Below are 17,518 nucleotides of genomic sequence, written 5' to 3'. Positions count from 1 at the left end.
AATAGTATGGCGTTCAATGGACGCCGTAATAGCGCAGATGTTTTCTAAAGAGTCTATCATAGATGTGAGCTTTTTTCTACATATATGAAGATTTTGAAAAAGTACAAGAAGTGTTCTCTAATCAACAATATATAGATATGACCAGTTTTATTTGTCTATATATTGCATTTAGAAGAGTTAGAATTTGATTCTATTAAAAATATGTATACTGACATGTTTGCGTATCAGTTAAAATATGAAAGAGCCCATTCTGCAATAAAGCGGATGGGCTCAAGCTTGTTTTATGTTAAAGGAGGGCGGAGGATGACATTACACCTTAATTTCTGCCGCCTTTACGACCGATGTCTCTGTAGAAATTTTTGTCATGCGACTCAGCTGTAGCATCGCCGCCTTTTTTGCCGATTTCCTGATAAAATTCTTTATCGTGAGAGTTTGCGGTTGCTTCCCCGCCCTTTTTACCAATCTCCTGATAAAATTCCTTATTGTGCTTCTTGGAAGTAGCTTCTCCACCCATACGACCTGCTTCTTCGCGACTCATTTTCCCCTGATTTTGATTACGTGCCATTACAAATCACTCCTTAATAAAAAAGTTGTTTTTTGTTGCGCGCATCCTTTACTTACCACATCACGCCTGTATGAAACAGGCTCCAAGTGGAGTAAAGAGGGGGTAGACTCGCTTACATGTTCGTCTGTGAGTGGGTTGTCGCGTGTTCAATGTTAAATAAAAAATGGATAAAAAGATTACGCGGACCGTCTAAAAGGATAAGGAGCTGGCTTTAGCATCCACTCTACCTGTGGCTCAATCAGAGGTCGTGTTGCAGTTCGAACCCAAGGCATGGTCAACATACAGCACAGACCTGCAGCACACACTACAATCAACATGACTTCCACTGGAGTATCTATATATTCGTAGACTCCCTTTGCAACGACGGTACGGACGATCAAGCCATGGAGTAAAAAGACATATAGTGTCCGTCTTCCCATCTCGGTTATTCGTCCTGTGACAGCTGGAACAAAGCTTAGGAACGCCATGGATGCTATCCATTGAACTCCATAAATGCCGATGCGGTAAATTCCTGCGTACCATTCGGTATGGCCCAATTCACTGTAAGTCATGTTGCCATACAGCCAGCCTGCTGGGATGCCGAAATACGACGTTCCCGCCAGTACCATAAGCAGAAGAGATACAACGCCAGCGATTATGCGGACTGGAGCTGTGAAGAACCGTCGAACGTCTGCATAATCCAAATGATAACCTGCTACAAAGTAAGGCAAATAAACAAAGGTTCTGCATACGCTCAGCCATATACCATCCACAGGGAGATACCCGACGAGGATACCCAGCAGCACGGATATACCCAATTGGAGGACAGGTGGTATTTTCTGAAAAGACAGCATCAGCAGTCTCCAACAGATATGGCTGGCAAGGAACCAGAGTAGCAGATAAGGAGCAAAGAACGAATGATGGATATGGGGAACGTGGAAGAGTGCAACATCCAAGATCGAATAGAGCGATTGAAAAATAAGATATTGCATACCGATCTGAAGCAGAACTTTTCGGCCTGCTGATCCGGTCAAAGAAGTTTGGGCAAAGTAGCCTGTAACGAGTACAAACAACGGCATATGAAACATGAATATCCAGCTGAACCATTGTTGGGCAATATGAAGTGAACCGACTAGAGGCTCCAGAGCATTCCCTGCAAATACGCATATGATCAACAGAAATCGCAAATTGAGAAAGAAGCTTTCCCCTTGTACATCATGGCTTGTCGTCATGTGTTTCCCTCCGAACGGCTTCTGCCGACTAAACTATTTAAAAAATAATTCTTTACAAGGAACAAGGTACGATACTCTGGACATTATCATTGTGATTTTATTCACATTAGTAAGCGTTATCATAACCTTATTGTGTGGCGAAAGCTTGAACACCGGACAAAGATGGGCTAAGACGTGGAAATGTATACTGATTTGACCCTGTATGTGCAACGATGTTACCCTAACAAGGCTAGTTACGCTGATGAATACAGCGGTACATTTTATATTCAATTACGAATTACGAGGTACGAAAGGCGAAAGGAACTTTTACAATGAGAAGAAGAACAAGAAGATCATACAATTCATATGGGACACGTGGTCCTCGGAAAATATGGAAAGTTCTCTTAGGCATCCTGATTGTTATTGCACTGATCGCAGGGTGGGGAGCATGGAAGGTATTTACGCCTTATCAGCCTGACGAGACGGCTGCTGCTGCACTAGCTGAAGTAGCGGATGCTGTGAAAGTAAATGAACAAGAACATTGGGTCGGTTTTGAGCCTGCAAAAAGAAGCGGAGCCGGAGTCATTTTGTACCCAGGGGCATTGGTGAAGCCCGAAAGTTATGCGCCCTTGGCACGCCGTCTGGCGGAAAAGGGTCATCATGTGATCATTGCAAAAATGCCACTCAACCTTGCATTGATCTCCCCGGATTTAGCGAATGAAGTGCTAAAGGCATATCCGAAAGAAGCGTTTGTTATTGGAGGCCATTCGTTAGGCGGTGTGATGGCGGCCCGATATGCAGCTGCACATCCTGATCAGGTCAAAGGTGTATTTTTCCTCGCCTCCTACCCGGATAACAAGGGTAATTTAAAGGATAAAAATCTGCCCGTTATTTCTCTACTGGGAAGTGATGATGGAGTCGTCCAGATGGAAAATGTCCAAAGTGGAAGAACTTATTTACCAGCCAACACGCTGTATTTTACAGTCGAAGGGGGAAATCATGCCCAATTCGGCAGTTATGGTGTCCAAAAAGGGGATAACCCTGCGAAAATTAGCGCTGTCGAGCAATGGAATCAGACGGTAACGGCTTTACAGGACTGGATGAAAGAGAGTGTGGATGGGGCTCCTAAGAACCAGTAAAGGAGGTGTGCTGCATGTCTGAGCTGATCGTGCAGGGGGAGCGGTACCCATGCCGTGGTATTTTATTGGATAAAGATGGAACGTTGCTGGATTTTATTCAGTTGTGGGGCCCCTGGGCTCGTTCTATACTGGATATGATGGAGCAGCATCTTACCGTGGCGGGTGCCGGTTTTACGGTGGAAAAAGGTACCGTTCTAGGTACTGTTCACAATCTAGAGGGACGTGTGATCGGTTACGATCCTTCTGGCCCGCTGGCCATGGGGACGGTGGACGAAAGTACGGGGGTACTGGCTTGGCAGCTTTATACTGCTGGTGTACCGTGGAATGAGGCTGTGCGGATTGTCCGCGACTTTAATAAAACGGCGATGGCTGATATTCGGCGACATCGGGCAGCGAAGGTGTTTCCAGGATTGCGGACGTTGCTTGAGCAAAGCCGCCATGCCGGGCTGAAGCTGGCGGTTGTGACCTCTGACAGTACAGAGGCTGCACAGGAGCATTTGGAGTGGATGGGGCTGACATCCTATTTTGACGAGATTATCGGACATGATAGGGTTACATACGGCAAGCCTGACCCGGAAATGGCTGAAAAAGCCTGCGCGTTACTAGGATTGTCGCCGGCGGACGTGGTAGTCATCGGAGACAGCAATGGGGATATGCAGATGGGCAAGCGTGCCGGAGTACGGCTCGCTATTGGATTTGCGCCAGAAGCAGAACGTTCTGGTCATTTGCTGGATGCGGATAAGGTTGTTCGTGGATATGAAGAGCTGGAGGTGCGTAGGGTATGAAAGTTAATACGTTGGCGGAATGGATACAGCAATCGCAGAATATTGTTTTTTTCGGCGGAGCAGGGACATCGACGGAAAGCGGTATTCCGGATTTTCGTTCGGCAGCAGGCCTGTATCAAAGTGAGGAGAAATTGCCTTATTCCCCTGAGGTTATGCTGAGCCGTTCATTTTTTGTGAAGCATCCTGAGGTGTTCTTCGACTTCTATCGCAGCAAAATGCTGCATCCCGATGCGGAGCCGAATGGTTGTCATCATTTCTTCGCGTCATTGGAAAAGCAAGGCCGTCTAAAAGCGGTTGTGACACAAAATATTGACGGTCTACATCAGGCTGCAGGTAGTGTGAATGTACTAGAACTTCATGGCTCGGTGCATCGCAACCACTGTATGGAATGCGGACGCTTTTACAGTCTAGATGAAGTGATGAACAGCTCTGAGGTTGTACCCAAATGTCCGATAGATGGAGGAATTATCAAACCGGATGTCGTTTTATATGAGGAGGAGCTGAATCAGGATACCATTATTCAATCCGTTCAGGCTATTTCGCAGGCTGATTTGCTGTTAATTGGAGGAACGTCGCTGACAGTACATCCTGCTGCGGGCTTGATTACTTATTTTCGTGGTAAACATACGGTGCTGCTGAATACAGATCCCACCTCGTATGATCATAAGGCGGATCTTTTGATCACCGATCCTATCGGTAAAGTTATGGAAAAACTTGCTCATCAATTAGGTCTGTAATCGTTTTCTTGTCAACGCTCGGATAAAAGCGCTATGATGATGTTGATGGACATTACAATGTTTCGAGAGAGGCTGGGATAGCATGGTTTATTTAGCTGGCGAAGATCGTTATGAAAGTATGAAATATAACCGTACAGGGAGATCAGGTCTAAAACTGCCGGCTATTTCGCTGGGCTTGTGGCACAATTTTGGCGGAATTAACAACGCGGAGAATGGCCGCAGCATGATTACTCGCTCCTTTGATCTGGGAATTACGCATTTTGATTTAGCTAATAACTATGGCCCTCCTGCGGGATCAGCTGAGGAATTTTTTGGACAAGTCCTAGCCAGTGATATGAAACCGTACCGGGATGAGTTGGTCATCTCCACCAAAGCGGGCTACAATATGTGGGCAGGGCCTTATGGTGACTGGGGATCTCGCAAGTATATGATATCTAGTCTGGATCAGAGCCTGAAGCGGATGGGGCTGGACTATGTCGATATATTCTACTCTCACCGATTTGATCCTAATACGCCGCTGGAAGAAACGATGGGAGCACTGGATCATATCGTACGTTCAGGCAAAGCGCTGTATGTGGGTGTGTCCAATTATAGTGCGGAGCAAACAGCAGAAGCAGCTCGCATTCTGAAGGAGCTGGGAACACCGCTTCTGATTCATCAGCCGAAATACTCCTTGCTCGACCGCTGGATTGAAAACGGATTACAAGATGTACTGGACGAAAACGGGATAGGCAGCATTGCCTTTTGTCCGCTGGCTCAGGGATTGCTGACCAATAAATATTTGAACGGAATCCCCGAGGATTCACGTGCAGCGAGTACATCGGTTTTCCTGAATGAGAACCATGTAACGCCAGAGACACTTCGCAAGGTACGCGCCCTGAATCAGATGGCTGCTGCACGCGGACAAAGTTTGGCTCAATTCTCGCTGGCCTGGGCTCTGCGCGGCGAACGTCTGACCTCTGTCTTGATTGGGGCAAGCCGTGTAAGCCAAATTGAAGAAAATGTTGCTACCTTATCCAATCTGGACTTTTCTCAAGAGGAACTGGATCGAATTGATTCGATTCTGAATGCTGGGAACTGACAGGACGGCGGCACAGCCTAATGGTAAAAGTTAATCTGTAGTCATCGGCCTAATTTCGCATCCTCTTATACAATATATAACCAACAGCCCGCATCCGTTTGAAGGATGCGGGCTGTTTAAGCCTGCTTTACGACTGTGGGTACTGCTTAACCTTGCTTCGGTACTCGGTTGGAGACTGACCACAGAAGCGCTTGAATTGACGTGAGAAATATAAGGCATCGGTTAGTCCGACCGAAGCGGCCACTTGCTCTACTGATAGTTCAGGACGCTCACGCAGCAGTTGACGTGATTTGTCGATTCTTAGCTTAAGCAGATAGGTGACGGGGGAGATGCCCGTTTCCTTTTTGAATATCCGTGACAAATATGCACGATTATAACCAAGTCCTTCAGACATTTGCTCAATGGAAACGGGATGTGCGTACTGAGTGGACATATATTGCACCATCTGCTTGACTGTACGTTGAATTTGCGAATCCGCCCCGGACGGATCAGTCCAGTCACTCAGGTAATTGCCTGCTTCCCCCATAATCAGATACAAATAGCCCAAGGCTGATAGATGAGAACTAGATTTTCTGCTATAAAAGGCCAATTGCATTTGCTCCAAATAATTGGGGATGGGACTTTGATCGGAAGCATGAAAGACAGGCTGGTGAACACGTAGCCCGGCCTCCTGCACCACCTGCTCAGTATGGTGCCCGGTAAACGCAGACCAACGATAACGCCACGGTTTCTCTTCATCAGAGGTATAGCTCACCAGCTGACCGGGATGAATAAGGAAAAAATCGTTTTCTTCAAGCTGATATGTGTGCTGTTCCGTTCGGAAGATACCTCTGCCCGATTCTACAAAGTGTAGCAGATAGTAATCATAGATTTTCGGCCCCACGGCATGACCGGATTTGGTTTGGCTCTCTCCTGCAAAAAGCACATGCAGCGGGCTGTTTTCATAAAACACCGGATTAGAGGCAACGGCATAACTATATGAATGCGCTTGCAAAATAGGGTCATCCTTCCTGCATTTGTGAATGGTTTAGCGGATGCGGTATACTTACATTGTACATATCCAAGTCACATTTATCCATAGCTTAAACACATGGATGCATTACATCGTGTGACGCTTTCATTTATACTGAAATCATAAGAGATGTCAACCTGATTAAGATGTTACAGGGAAATCAGGAGGGCCTTTACTAACGGTATATGAGGTGGATGCGGATATGAACTCTACTGAATTAAAGAAACATTTTATTGAAAAATATGGTGAAAGCAGCAATGAACTGCGGATATTTCATGCACCTGGACGTGTCAATCTGATTGGAGAGCATATCGACTATAACGGTGGTTATGTACTCCCGGCTGCGCTGGAATTCGGAACGACGCTAATCCTTCGTGCGCGCAATGATGATGAAATTCATTTTGCTTCAACAAACCTGTCGTATGAAGTATCTATCTCCCGCGGAGAAATAGGTAAAACAAAAACGGATGAGTGGGTGGACTATCCGGTGGGTGTGCTGGTGGAGCTAGCTGATAAGGGAGTTTATCCGTCTAACGGATATGACCTGCTCTTTCACGGAGAAATACCCAATGGCGCTGGATTATCCTCCTCAGCCTCCATTGAGGTTGTTACAGGATACGCGTTCCTCACGATCGAAAAACAGAAAACAGATACGGTCGAAATCGCTTTGTTGTCCCAGCGGGCAGAAAACAATTATGTAGGTGTCAATTGCGGCATTATGGACCAGTTCGCTGTAGCGAACGGAGCAGCTGATCATGCAATTCTACTGATGTGCGATACGTTGGATTACCGTAAAGTGCCATTCCGCACGGGAGATTACAAGTTGGTGATCGGCAATACAAACAAGCGTCGCGGTTTGGTGGACTCGGCCTATAACGAGCGTCGTAGTCAATGTGCCGAAGCACTGTCCATTTTGCAGCAGCAGGAGCCGTCACTGGAATACCTCGCTCAGCTGGATGAGGCACGTTTCGGAGAGCTCCAGCATCACATCGCGGACCAAACAGTGCGTCGGCGGGCACAGCATGTGGTGGAGGAAAACGCTCGTGTGTTGGCCTCTGTTGATGCTCTCGCGGCGAATGAACTTGCAGCTTTTGGTCAGTTAATGAATGCTTCTCATGATTCATTACGCGATTTGTATGAGGTCAGCTGCACGGAGCTGGACGTCATGGTTGAAGAAGCACGACGCATTCCTGGCACGCTGGGTGCTCGTATGACAGGAGCCGGATTTGGAGGTTGTACGGTTTCATTGGTTCATGAGAACGATGTGGAACGTTTTGTGAAGGAAGTCGGCGAAGCTTATCAGACCCGCACAGGGCTGGAAGCCAGCTTTTATGTATGCAAGGCAGGAGACGGAGTTAAAGAACTGAAGGAGGACGAATAACATGGCCATTTTAGTCACAGGTGGAGCTGGATATATCGGTTCACATACCGTAGCAGAATTGTTGGATCTGGGAGAAGAAGTTGTGGTGCTGGATAATTTGCAAACCGGGCACAAAGCAGCATTGCTTGGAGGCAAGTTGTATGAAGGGGATTTGAGGGATAAAGAATTACTGTCCAAACTGTTCTCTGAAAATAGTATCGACGCAGTTATCCATTTTGCAGCCAACTCGCTGGTTGGAGAAAGTATGCAAAATCCTGGTAAATATTATGACAACAATGTATTTGGCACGCTGAGCTTGCTGGAGGCAATGAAGGATGCTGGAGTGCGCCGAATCGTGTTTTCCTCTACTGCGGCTACCTACGGCGAACCGGAAAAGGTACCGATTGAAGAGGGAGACCGTACAGAGCCAACCAACGTGTATGGTGAAACAAAGCTGATGATGGAGCGCATGATGTCGTGGTTTGATAAAGTTTTAGGCATCAAATATGTGTCTTTACGGTATTTTAATGCGGCTGGTGCGCATGAGAGCGGCAAGATCGGTGAAGATCACCGACCAGAAAGCCATCTGATCCCGTTAGTGCTCCAGACAGCCTTGAAACAGCGTCCACACATCGCTGTGTTTGGTGAGGATTATGCGACACCTGACGGCACGTGTGTTCGGGATTACATTCACGTGAGTGACCTGGCGGATGCTCATGTGCGTGCAGTAAATTACTTGCGCGAAGGCAATGACAGCAACGTATTCAACTTGGGCAATGGACAGGGCTTCTCTGTGAAAGAAGTTATTGAGACGGCACGCAAGGTCACTGGACTCGACATTCCAGTTGTGACAGAGCCACGCCGCGCAGGCGATCCAGCGATATTGGTTGCATCTTCTGACAAGGCTCGTTCGGTGTTGGGCTGGAGTCCAGCACGTACCCAACTAGAGGATATTATTAGCGGAGCATGGGGATGGCATCAGTCGCACCCTCACGGCTACGGCGACGAATAGACGGGAGACGATAACATATGAGCGAGCGCCAATCCGCAGATAAAGGCCAAGGCCGGGAACATTCCCGGCATCTGGCCAATGACATCGACGAAACTGTACAGCAATCGGCTCTATATGCGGTGGAGCAACTGGTTGCATTCGCACAAAATAGGGGCTTGATTGGTCCACAAGATACAGATTACAGCCGTAATTTGCTATTGGATCAGTTTGGTTTTTCCGAGCCTTATTCAGGTGGGGAAGCAGGGGGCATTATGGCCCCCGAAGCCCTCCAGCCTGTGCTAAATGCTTTGATAGATTATGGTTTTGCCACTGGACTTATCCCTGAAAACACAGATACGTATCGTGATTTGCTGGATTCCAAAATCATGGGGCTGTTGATGGCGAGACCATCTGAAGTCATCCGTGACTTTCATCAAACGGAGACTGAACGTGGCATAGAGGCGGCGACAGATGCTTTTTATCAATTATCCATCGATTCGAACTACATCCGAATGGATCGGGTTGCTAGCAATGTGTACTGGAATCAGTCGACATCTTACGGAGATATGGAAATCACGATTAATTTGTCCAAGCCAGAAAAAAGTCCCAAGGAAATTGCGATGGCGAAGCTTTTGCCGCCGCCTGTTTATCCCAAGTGTCAATTATGCCGTGAAAACGTCGGATATGCAGGAAGAGTAAATCATCCGTCCCGTCAAAATTTGCGCATCATTCCGGTGGAATTGAATGGGGAACCGTGGTTTTTTCAATATTCACCCTATGTGTATTACAACGAGCACTGCATTGTGTTCCATCATGATCATGTACCGATGAAGCTTACGAAGGATACACTGCGTCGATTGCTGGCCTTTACGAAAGCGTTTCCGCATTATTTTATTGGCTCCAATGCGGATCTGCCGATTGTCGGCGGATCGATTCTGACCCATGATCATTTTCAGGGTGGTCGTCATACATTCCCAATTGAAAAAGCGGGTGTGGACGGCATATACCATAATGAATCGTTCCCGCAGGTTACAGCGGGGATTGTAAACTGGCCGATGTCGGTCATCCGTTTTACGTCAACAGATGCCGAGGCGTTGTTGGAAGCGGGAAATGCTGCTTTTGAAGCCTGGAAAGTTTATAGTGATCCTGTAGCTGATGTCCTCTCTCATACAGAGCAGGAAGGGGAAACGATTCCGCATAATACCGTGACGCCGATTGTGCGCCGTGATGCCGAAGGCAGGTACCAGATGGATCTCGTACTGCGTAACAACCGAACGAGTGAAGAGTATCCGGAAGGTATTTTCCATCCTCACCGCGAGATGCATCACATCAAGAAGGAAAATATCGGTCTGATCGAAGTTATGGGACTTGCCATATTACCGGGGCGGCTCAAGGATGAACTGGATGGAATTGCAGATATTTTGTGTGGGGATGACAAGCTGGCTGTGGCTATGCAGCAGGAAGGACATCCACTGTTTAAGCATGCAGACTGGATTTATCGGTTAAACACCCGGTTCGGTCGTTTGCCTGACAAGGAGACGGCTGTTCGTACCGTACAAAATGAGGTTGGACTGAAATTCAGTGAAATTTTAGAGCATGCAGGAGTGTATAAACGAAATCCGTCCGGTCAACAGGCCTTTGGTCGTTTTATGAAACAATTGGGATATACTTTGGGAGAATAAAATTGCTTGCGCAGCACATAATACTCTACGAGAACCCTCCCAAGATATGACATGGAACCATGCTCCTCAAGGAGTGTGGTTTTTTTCTGAAAATAAAGCAGATTTGTTTCCTGTAACCGAAAAGGTTATAATAGAGTAGTTTCTTAACATTAAACTTTAGAACTATTGGAGGCGAGCGTTTGCGATGAAAGCATTCGAATTTTATAATCCTACACAATTGATCTTCGGTAAAGGACAATTGGAGGCTCTCAAGCGTGAAGTTCCTAAATATGGTAAACGTGTACTGCTTGTATATGGCGGTGGCAGCATTAAGCGCAGCGGTTTGTACGATAATGTAATAAGTTTGCTTGGTGAAATCGGTGCAGAGGTAACGGAACTGGCTGGTGTAGAACCGAATCCTCGCTTATCTACAGTACATAAAGGCGTTGAATTGTGTAAAACACATCAAATCGACCTCGTTCTGGCTGTAGGCGGTGGTAGTGTGCTGGATTGCTCCAAAGCCATTGCTGTTGGTGCAAAATATGATGGCGACATGTGGGATTTTGCAGAGCGTAAAGCGGCACCACAGGCAGCATTGCCACTAGGTACGGTTTTGACCATGGCAGCTACCGGTTCTGAAATGAATGCGGGTTCTGTTATTACAAATGAAAAAACACAGGAAAAATTGGGCTGGGGCAGCGTATTTGCGTTCCCTGCGTTTTCTATTCTTGATCCTGTGAACACATACTCACTGCCACAAAATCAAACCGTTTACGGAATCGTAGATATGATGTCACATACGCTGGAGCATTATTTCCATTTGGAATCCAATACTCCGGTCCAACTTGGCTGGTGCGAAACGATTTTGCGTACGGTCATGGATGCGGCTCCAGGTCTGGTCAACGATCTGGAAAACTACGAGCTGCGTGAAACGATTATGTATTGTGGTACGATGGCGCTGAACGGCTTCCTGAATATGGGGCTGACAGGTGACTGGGCTACTCACAATATCGAACATGCGGTGTCTGCTGTTTATGATATTCCACATGGTGGAGGACTGGCTATTCTGTTCCCGAACTGGATGAAACACAATTTGCATGTGAAGCCTGAACGCTTCAAGCAACTGGCGGTCAATGTGTTCCATGTGAAACCAGAAGGCAAGAGTGATGAAGAAGTGGCGTTGGAAGGTATTCAGGCGTTGCGTGATTTCTGGAACTCGATTGGTGCACCAAGCCGTCTGGCTGATTACGATATTGATGCGTCCCAAATCGATGTTATGGCTGATAAAGCTGTGAAATTCGGGTCTTTTGGTGGCTTTAACAAGCTCAATCGCGAAGATGTAGTCGAAATTTACAAAGCATCCCTGTAAACCGACATTTGTATCATTTTAAGCACGTTTGTGCGTCATTAGACGTACGAACGTGCTTTTTTGGGTTTGATTTGGGATTTTGGAGGAAAATTTTGAAACTTTTTAAGGTTGAATACGTAAACATAGTTATAGACTGGAAACCAGACTGAAAAGGTACATGGAAGGAGGAGTCGCATGGAAACCATATTTTGGTGGTTATTGGCAGGGGGCGCTATCTTTACCGTAGTCAGTGTGCTGATTGGAGATGTACTCGGTGGTTGGCTGGATGGTGCATTGGAGCTACCGGGCCTCGATTGGTTCAGACCTGTCGTTTTACTTGGAGCCATGACCGCTTTTGGCGGAGCTGGAGTACTGCTGACAAAGTATACTGGGCTGAGCATGGGGTGGGTCGTCGTGCTTGCTTTAGGGATTGCGTTTGTCATCGGAATACTCGTGTTCTTTGCGTTTATCAAACCCATGGCGAATTCGGAGGTATCCAGCGGCTTCTCCATGCGTGAGCTGACTGGCCGGATCGGTGAGGTCACCATTCCTGTACCTGAGGTTGGTTACGGGGAGGTTATGATCCGCTTGGGTGCAGGCAACACCATACATACAGCATCTAGCTTCGATCACAAACCGCTTGCTGCGGGAACCCGTATCGTCGTGGTTGAGGTCGCAGAGGGCGTCGTCCGCGTAGCGTACCTGGACACATAGACGGCGCATTCGCTTAACTTGAAGGGAGCGTGATCGGGAGTGTCAAATTTGCAAGATATTGTGTTGGTCCCTGGGATTGTTGTCATCGTTATCGTTATATTAGGGATCGCTTTTTGGGCCCGTTACAAAACGGTAGGACCGGATGAAGGGATGATCGTGACGGGCTCTTTTCTGGGAAATAAAAATATTTCCGAGGATGACTCTGGACGAAAAATTAAAATTGTACGCGGCGGGGGGGCCTTCATTTGGCCAATTTTCCAGCAGTCCGAATTCATCTCTCTGTTGTCCCATAAACTGGACGTAACCACACCGGAAGTGTATACGGAGCAAGGAGTTCCCGTGATTGCGGATGGTGTGGCGATCATCAAGGTCGGCAGTTCTATTGAGGATGTGGCTACAGCAGCCGAGCAGTTCATCGGGAAGCCACTGGAGGCTCTTAGGGGAGAGGCTCAGGAAGTGCTGGAGGGGCATTTACGCGCAATCCTCGGCTCGATGACAGTGGAAGAAGTTTATCGTAATCGGGATCGGTTTGCGCAGGAAGTGCAAGGCGTGGCTGCTCGTGATCTGAAAAAGATGGGTTTGCAAATCGTTTCATTCACCATCAAAGATGTGCGTGATAAGCACGGATATCTGGATGCGCTTGGTAAGCCGAGAATTGCGGCTGTGAAACGGGATGCTGAGATTGCAGAAGCCGAGGCTGTGCGGGATGCCCGGATTCAGAAGGCGCGTGCGGAACAGGAAGGCCAGAAGGCCGAATTGCTGCGGGATACCAACATTGCCGAGGCAGCCAAGGAGAAGGAACTGAAAGTGGCTTCGTTTAAGAAAGAACAGGATACAGCGAAGGCAGAAGCCGATCAGGCTTATCACATCCAGGAGGCCCGTGCCAAGCAGACTGCTGTCGAGGAGCAGATGAAGGTCGAGCTGGTGCGCAAAGAACGGGAAATTGATCTTCAATCCAAGGAAATACAGGTACGTGAAAAGCAATATGATGCGGAAGTGAAAAAGAAGGCAGAAGCCGATCGGTATGCGGTCGAACAAGCGGCGGAAGCAGATAAATCGCGTAAAATGCGTGAGGCTGAATCGCTGCAATACTCGATTGAGACACAGGCTAAAGCGTCAGCTGAACAAAAACGTCTAAACGGGCAAGCAGAAGCGGATGCCGAACGCGCCAAAGGTACGGCAGACGCAGATGTCATCCGTTTGCGTGGACTTGCAGAAGCGGAGGCCAAGGAAAAACTGGCGGAGGCGTTCCAGAAGTTTGGAGAGGCCGCCGTGCTCGATATTATCGTAAAAATGTTGCCTGATCTGGCTGGACGTATTGCCGAACCGATTGCGTCCATTGATAAACTCACCGTAGTTGATACGGGAAAAGGAGAAGGAGCAGCGCGTGTCAGCAATTATGTCACCGAACTGATGGCTACGGCACCTGAGATGCTGAAGAGTGTATCCGGCATTGATGTGGAGCAGTTAATCAAGGGGCTGACGACTGGGAAAAAAGGCCTTCATTCCGTGCCGTCCTCCGGTGAAGGGAATAAGCAGCATCTTCCAGCCTCGGTGGAGGCAGCACTAACAGATAAAGAATAACGATAAGTCTTTGGGGAGCATCTACCCCTAACCAAAAGGCCGCTTTTCATCACAGCATTTCCCGGCAATGTGATGAAAAGCGTTTTCTTTTTATTGACCTTTAGCCGAATATTTGGTACTTTAACGTGGATTCCTCTGAGCTTCATGCTATAATTCTTAGGATCAAGGTTCAGATAAAAGAGGTGCGGATGTGAGCAGCCTAAAAGTGGCCAAAGCGCTGAATAACAATGTGATTATAGGGATGCATCCCGAGCATGATGAGGTTGTCGTGATTGGAAAAGGAATCGGTTTCAATCGCAGACCCGGCGATCTTATGCCGTTGGATTCAGTTGAAAAATTATTTATATTAAAAAGCCATGAAGAACAGGAGCAATACAAACGGTTGCTTCCTGAACTGGATGAAAAGCTCATTGAGGTCATCGGTGAGGTGCTTCATCTTGTTCAGCTTCAAGCAAAGAAGCCTCTAAATGAGCACATACTGATTGCTTTAACTGACCATATCGCTTTTTCCATCAACCGTCATAAACAGGGAATTACGATTCATAATCCGTTTTTGTATGAGACTAGGGAAATATATCCTCAGGAATACAAGATGGCTGAGCAGGCTGTTGCTCTAATCAGGGATAAGATGGATGTAGATCTGGGAGAAGATGAAATCGGATTCGTGGCCCTGCATATTTATAGCGCCATGACAAACCAGCATATCTCCGAGGTGAGGAAGGATTCTCGTCTGATTGCTGATATGGTTCAGGTTGTCGAGACCACACTGGATTATCGTATTCCTCTCCAATCTCTTGATTATTCTCGACTGCTGACTCATCTGAGGTTTGCGATTGAACGTGTGCGCCGGGGAGAAATTGTGCAGGAGATTTATCGGTTGGACAAGCTTTTGAATGAGGAGTATCCAGAAATGTATATGCTGTCCTGGAAACTCACGAAAATTATGGAGAAAAGACTCCGTAAATCTGTGTACCCGGCTGAGGTCAGTTATTTGACAATGCATCTGCAACGGTTATCCCAACGCAAAGAGCAGGGGGAGCAACAAAAGTGATAAAACAGGAATAAAAAAGTATTGCCTCGCATTTAGCGGGGTGCTATAATCAATTTTGTAATGAGGAAGACAACAACTGAACATTTAACGTGTTACTGATTCGATCAGGCATGAGTTGTTTTAAGTTATGATTGTTTACAGCCTACTGGGGCAAGCTATATCCCAAGGTTGTTTTCAAACATACTTAAATCGGCTCATGCCTTTTTTGTTGTTTTGCCTCTGTTCTAAATTTCAGAGAAGGATGTGGAAGGTATGTTTAAAAAGCTTTTCGGCGTTTTACAGCGTGTCGGTAAAGCATTAATGCTTCCTGTAGCGATTTTGCCAGCTGCGGGGCTTTTATTGGGTATCGGTAACATGCTGGTCAATCCTGATTTTCTCCAGTACATTCCGGCATTAAATGCGGGCTGGGTTCAATCGGTAGCGACGATCATGATGAATGCCGGACAAATCGTTTTTGATAATCTGGCACTGTTGTTCGCAGTCGGCGTAGCCGTCGGTCTGGCGGGCGGTGAGGGTGTAGCAGGTTTGGCTGCCATCATCGGTTACCTCGTTATGAACATTACTCTGGGTACAGCCGTGGGTGTCACACCTGGTCTGATTGCTCAAAAAATACCGGGTTATGCAAACGTGTTGGGGATTCCAACGCTTCAAACCGGGGTGTTCGGCGGGATAATCATCGGTATACTGGCCGCGGCCATGTACAACCGCTTTTTCAAAATTGAGCTTCCATCGTATCTGGGCTTTTTCGCGGGTAAGCGTTTCGTTCCAATTGCAACGGCGGTATCCTCACTGATTGTCGGACTTGCACTGGTTCTGATCTGGCCTCCAGTTCAACAAGGACTTAACGCAGTATCTCACTTTATGGTGTATTCCAACCCGACTTTGTCGGCGTTCCTGTTCGGTGTTATCGAACGCGCGCTGATTCCATTTGGTTTGCATCACATCTGGTATTCACCGTTCTGGTTTGAGTTTGGTGAATATGTTAACAAGGCAGGTCAAACCGTTCACGGTGACCAGCAGATCTTCTTCAGCCAGCTTCGCGACGGAGTGGCGTTGACAGCAAGTACGTTCCAAGTGGGTAAATTCCCATTCATGATGTTCGGTTTGCCGGCAGCAGCGCTTGCAATGTACCATGAAGCAAGACCAGAACACAAAAAATATGTAGCAGGTATTATGGGTTCAGCAGCATTGACTTCGTTCTTGACAGGTATTACGGAGCCACTGGAATTTTCCTTCCTGTTCGTAGCTCCACTGCTGTTTGCAGTACACTGTATATTCGCAGGTCTGTCATTTATGACCATGCAAATTTTACATGTCAAAATCGGTATGACCTTCTCAGGCGGATTTATTGACTTCCTGATTTTCGGGATTATTCCAACCCGTACGCCTTGGTGGTATGTAATTATCGTCGGTCTGATTTTGGCAGTTATTTACTACTTCGGATTCCGGTTCATCATACGGAAGTTCAACTTGAAAACACCAGGACGTGAAGAAGCTACAGAAAATGTGGATGGCGCAGCAGTCGGTAGTAGTGATGAGCTCCCGCACAACATTTTGGCAGCTTTCGGTGGTTCATCGAATATCAAGCATCTGGATGCTTGTATCACACGTCTTCGGATCGAGGTTAATGAGAAATCGAACGTTGACAAAGCTCGTCTGAAACAACTTGGCGCATCAGGTGTCCTTGAAGTCGGTAACAACGTACAGGCAATTTTCGGTACACGTTCCGACACCATTAAATCTCAAATGGCTGATATCATGGCTGGACGTACACCTGCACCAGCTCCGGCGCAACCTGCTCCACAAGAGGAGAAGGAAGCTGGAGAAGAACAACAAACCATTATTGTAGAAGATATTGTAATGCCTGTTAACGGCGAATTGGTTGATATCTCGACGGTTCCCGATCCGGTATTTGCAGAACGTATGACAGGTGACGGTTTTGCGGTCGTGCCAAATGATGGAACGATTGTGTCCCCTGTTTATGGTAAAGTATTCAATGTATTCCCAAGCAAGCATGCGATTGGTATTCAATCCGATGGCGGTAAAGAAGTGCTTGTTCATATCGGGGTGAATACTGTGAAGCTTAAAGGCCAAGGATTTGACGTTTTGGTGAACGAAGGCGATCTTGTGTCAGCTGGCCAGCCTATTATGAAAGTAGACCTGGAATACGTGAAGGCAAACGCTAAATCCATCATCTCACCTGTCATTTTTACTAACCTTCCAGAAGGTTCTTCGGTAACTTTAAACAAAACTGGAGTATTGAAGGCTGGCGAAGATGGTATAATTACGATAAAATAAAC

Annotated in this window: 14 protein-coding genes and 1 pseudogene; 12 read left to right on the top strand and 3 right to left on the bottom strand. The window is 47.0% G+C overall.

The genetic code is table 11. The features are described 5' to 3' along the window. Positions 1-325 precede the first annotated feature (325 nt). Together JOE49_RS24825 and JOE49_RS24820 are read right to left on the bottom strand one after the other, a co-directional pair. A pseudogene (locus JOE49_RS24825) lies at positions 326-565 on the bottom strand (KGG domain-containing protein); the annotation flags it as partial. 176 nt (positions 566-741) lie between these two features. After that, positions 742-1,776: an acyltransferase family protein gene (locus tag JOE49_RS24820; protein WP_071558366.1), complete on the bottom strand. Its 1,035-nt coding sequence runs from the start codon at positions 1,774-1,776 to the stop codon at positions 742-744. 311 nt (positions 1,777-2,087) lie between these two features. Here JOE49_RS24820 and JOE49_RS24815 point away from each other — a divergent pair, with 311 nt between their 5' ends. From JOE49_RS24815 to mgrA, 4 genes are all read left to right on the top strand, one after another. Further along, on the top strand, positions 2,088-2,894 hold the full coding sequence (locus tag JOE49_RS24815; protein ID WP_023989892.1) for an alpha/beta fold hydrolase: 807 nt from the start codon (positions 2,088-2,090) through the stop codon (positions 2,892-2,894). Positions 2,895-2,908: 14 nt separating this feature from the next. Continuing rightward, complete coding sequence (locus tag JOE49_RS24810; protein WP_209943348.1) at positions 2,909-3,679, top strand: HAD family hydrolase; 771 nt, start codon at positions 2,909-2,911, stop codon at positions 3,677-3,679. Then, positions 3,676-4,416, top strand: coding sequence for an NAD-dependent protein deacylase (locus JOE49_RS24805; RefSeq protein WP_209943346.1), 741 nt, complete (start codon positions 3,676-3,678; stop codon positions 4,414-4,416). The genes JOE49_RS24810 and JOE49_RS24805 overlap by 4 nt, the downstream gene beginning before the upstream one ends. Positions 4,417-4,498: 82 nt before the next feature. Further along, complete coding sequence (gene mgrA / locus JOE49_RS24800; protein WP_209943344.1) at positions 4,499-5,497, top strand: L-glyceraldehyde 3-phosphate reductase; 999 nt, start codon at positions 4,499-4,501, stop codon at positions 5,495-5,497. Positions 5,498-5,624: 127 nt separating this feature from the next. Here the strand turns inward: mgrA and JOE49_RS24795 are convergent, their stop codons facing one another. Continuing rightward, on the bottom strand, positions 5,625-6,491 hold the full coding sequence (locus JOE49_RS24795) for an AraC family transcriptional regulator (protein WP_209943342.1): 867 nt from the start codon (positions 6,489-6,491) through the stop codon (positions 5,625-5,627). A gap of 220 nt (positions 6,492-6,711) precedes the next feature. Between JOE49_RS24795 and JOE49_RS24790 the strand changes: the two genes are divergently transcribed. From JOE49_RS24790 to ptsG, 8 genes are all read left to right on the top strand, one after another. Beyond that, on the top strand, positions 6,712-7,890 hold the full coding sequence (locus JOE49_RS24790) for a galactokinase (protein ID WP_069079963.1): 1,179 nt from the start codon (positions 6,712-6,714) through the stop codon (positions 7,888-7,890). 1 nt (position 7,891) lies between these two features. After that, on the top strand, positions 7,892-8,881 hold the full coding sequence (gene galE, locus JOE49_RS24785; RefSeq protein ID WP_023989887.1) for a UDP-glucose 4-epimerase GalE: 990 nt from the start codon (positions 7,892-7,894) through the stop codon (positions 8,879-8,881). A gap of 17 nt (positions 8,882-8,898) precedes the next feature. Further along, positions 8,899-10,542, top strand: coding sequence for a UDP-glucose--hexose-1-phosphate uridylyltransferase (locus JOE49_RS24780; RefSeq protein WP_209943340.1), 1,644 nt, complete (start codon positions 8,899-8,901; stop codon positions 10,540-10,542). A gap of 184 nt (positions 10,543-10,726) precedes the next feature. Beyond that, positions 10,727-11,890: an iron-containing alcohol dehydrogenase gene (locus JOE49_RS24775; RefSeq protein ID WP_209943339.1), complete on the top strand. Its 1,164-nt coding sequence runs from the start codon at positions 10,727-10,729 to the stop codon at positions 11,888-11,890. Between the two features lie 174 nt (positions 11,891-12,064). Further along, positions 12,065-12,583, top strand: a complete 519-nt coding sequence (locus JOE49_RS24770; protein WP_023989884.1) for an NfeD family membrane protein — start codon at positions 12,065-12,067, stop codon at positions 12,581-12,583. Positions 12,584-12,631: 48 nt separating this feature from the next. Continuing rightward, positions 12,632-14,167 carry a flotillin family protein gene (locus JOE49_RS24765; RefSeq protein WP_028542452.1) on the top strand — a complete coding sequence of 512 codons (1,536 nt, stop codon included), beginning with the start codon at positions 12,632-12,634 and terminating at the stop codon, positions 14,165-14,167. 190 nt (positions 14,168-14,357) lie between these two features. Then, a complete protein-coding gene (gene glcT, locus JOE49_RS24760) occupies positions 14,358-15,218 on the top strand; it encodes a glucose PTS transporter transcription antiterminator GlcT (protein ID WP_071558373.1) in 861 nt (286 codons plus the stop codon). Positions 15,219-15,470: 252 nt separating this feature from the next. Further along, positions 15,471-17,516: a glucose-specific PTS transporter subunit IIBC gene (gene ptsG, locus JOE49_RS24755; RefSeq protein ID WP_103049340.1), complete on the top strand. Its 2,046-nt coding sequence runs from the start codon at positions 15,471-15,473 to the stop codon at positions 17,514-17,516. The last annotated feature ends 2 nt before the right edge of the window (positions 17,517-17,518 follow it).

It is taken from the genome of Paenibacillus sp. PvR133, from assembly GCF_017833155.1.
GTDB classification, from domain to species: domain Bacteria; phylum Bacillota; class Bacilli; order Paenibacillales; family Paenibacillaceae; genus Paenibacillus; species Paenibacillus polymyxa_B.
This window is presented reverse-complemented; position numbering and strand designations above follow the sequence as displayed.

Coding starts and splice junctions, on each gene's coding strand:
- JOE49_RS24820 (WP_071558366.1), bottom strand. CDS start 1,776: ATGACGACAAGCCATGATGTACAAGGGGAAAGCTTCTTTCTCAATTTG.
- JOE49_RS24815 (WP_023989892.1), top strand. CDS start 2,088: ATGAGAAGAAGAACAAGAAGATCATACAATTCATATGGGACACGTGGT.
- JOE49_RS24810 (WP_209943348.1), top strand. CDS start 2,909: ATGTCTGAGCTGATCGTGCAGGGGGAGCGGTACCCATGCCGTGGTATT.
- JOE49_RS24805 (WP_209943346.1), top strand. CDS start 3,676: ATGAAAGTTAATACGTTGGCGGAATGGATACAGCAATCGCAGAATATT.
- mgrA (WP_209943344.1), top strand. CDS start 4,499: ATGGTTTATTTAGCTGGCGAAGATCGTTATGAAAGTATGAAATATAAC.
- JOE49_RS24790 (WP_069079963.1), top strand. CDS start 6,712: ATGAACTCTACTGAATTAAAGAAACATTTTATTGAAAAATATGGTGAA.
- galE (WP_023989887.1), top strand. CDS start 7,892: ATGGCCATTTTAGTCACAGGTGGAGCTGGATATATCGGTTCACATACC.
- JOE49_RS24780 (WP_209943340.1), top strand. CDS start 8,899: ATGAGCGAGCGCCAATCCGCAGATAAAGGCCAAGGCCGGGAACATTCC.
- JOE49_RS24775 (WP_209943339.1), top strand. CDS start 10,727: ATGAAAGCATTCGAATTTTATAATCCTACACAATTGATCTTCGGTAAA.
- JOE49_RS24770 (WP_023989884.1), top strand. CDS start 12,065: ATGGAAACCATATTTTGGTGGTTATTGGCAGGGGGCGCTATCTTTACC.
- ptsG (WP_103049340.1), top strand. CDS start 15,471: ATGTTTAAAAAGCTTTTCGGCGTTTTACAGCGTGTCGGTAAAGCATTA.